The sequence below is a fragment of the Streptomyces phytophilus genome, from assembly GCF_013870535.1.
In the GTDB taxonomy this organism is placed as follows: Bacteria; Actinomycetota; Actinomycetes; order Streptomycetales; family Streptomycetaceae; genus Streptomyces; species Streptomyces phytophilus.
Map to the genome: position 1 here is coordinate 1 of NZ_JACBXC010001392.1, position 1,510 is coordinate 1,510.

Sequence of the window (1,510 nt, forward strand, 5' to 3'; positions counted from 1 at the left end):
CCGCCGTGAACACCCGCTGCGCCGGGCCCTCCTCGACGATCCGGCCCGCGTACATGACGGCCAGCCGGTCGCAGGTGTCGGAGAGCACCGCCAGGTCGTGGCTGATCATCAGCAAACTGATGCCCTGGTCGGCGACGAGCCGTTCGATGAGCCGCAGGATCTGCGCCTGGATCATCACGTCCAGCGCCGTCGTCGGCTCGTCGGCGATGATCAGCCGCGGGTCGCACGCCAGCGCCATCGCGATCATCACGCGCTGCCGCTGCCCGCCGGACAGCTCGTGCGGGTACGCGCCGCCGCGGGCGGCCGGCAGCCCGACCTGCTCCAGCAGCCCTTCCGCGCGCCGCCGGGCCGCGGCCGGCGAGGTCTCCAGCCGGTGCAGCAGGATCGGCTCGGCGATCTGGTCGCGGACGCGGTGGACGGCGTTGAGGGAGTGCATCGCGCCCTGGAAGACGATGGACGCTCCCGCCCAGCGCACCGCGCGCAGCCGCCCCCACGACATGGTGAGCACGTCCTCGCCGTCGAGCAGGATCTCCCCCCCGAGGCGGGCCGAGGCGGGCAGCAGCCGCAGCAGCGCCAGCGCCAGCGTCGACTTGCCGCAGCCCGACTCGCCGGCGAGGCCGAGCTTCTGGCCGGCGGCCAGGGCGAGGTCGACGCCGCGCACCGCGGGGACGGCCGCGGCGCCCGTACCGTACGTCACGTGCAGGTCGCGCACGTCGAGGAGCGTCATTTCGCCACCCCCAGCTTCGGGTTGAGCACGGACTCCAGCGCGCGGCCGGACAGCGTGAAGCACAGCGCGACCACCGCGATGGCGATGCCCGGCGGCACCAGGAACGACCAGTGCCCGGAGCTGATCGCGCCCGCTTCGCGGGCGTCCTGGAGCATGCCGCCCCAGGAGATGACCTGCGGGTCGCCGAGGCCGAGGAACGCGAGCGTGGCCTCGGTGAGGATGGCCTCGGAGATGACCAGCGTGGTCTGCGCGAGGACCAGCGGCATCACGTTCGGCAGCACGTGCCGCAGCATGATGTGGGTGTGCCCGCCGCCGAGCGCCCGGGCGCGTTCGACGTACGGGCGCGCCTCGATGGCCAGCGTCTGCGCCCGGACCAGCCGGGCGGTCTTGGGCCAGGCGGCCACGCCGATGGCGATGATGACGGTGGTGACCGACCGGGACATCACCGTGGCCAGCACGATCGCCAGCACCAGCGTCGGCATGACGAGGAAGAAGTCCGTGACGCGCATGAGCACGCCGGACAGCCAGCCGCCGTAGTGGCCGGCGACCATCCCGACGAGGGTGCCGATGCCGACGGTCAGCGCGGCGGCCAGCAGCCCGACGGTGAGCGAGATGCGCGCCCCGTAGACGAGGAGGTCGAGCACCGAGCGGCCGAACTGGTCGGTGCCCAGCGGGAACTCGGTGCCGGGATCCTCCAGCGCGGTGCCCGGCGCGTCGGTGACGCTGTCCGCGTCGGCGCCGACGAGCAGCGGCGCGGCCAGCGCCACGAAGGCGATGGCGACG

2 protein-coding genes are annotated in these 1,510 nt (G+C 73.6%); both read right to left on the reverse strand.

Annotated features, from left to right (window positions below):
- A partial coding sequence (locus H5J30_RS32680) for an ABC transporter ATP-binding protein (protein WP_181791291.1) occupies nt 1-727 on the reverse strand: 727 nt, incomplete at its 3' end.
- A partial coding sequence (locus H5J30_RS32685) for an ABC transporter permease (protein WP_181791293.1) occupies nt 724-1,510 on the reverse strand: 787 nt, incomplete at its 5' end. The genes H5J30_RS32685 and H5J30_RS32680, both read right to left, overlap by 4 nt.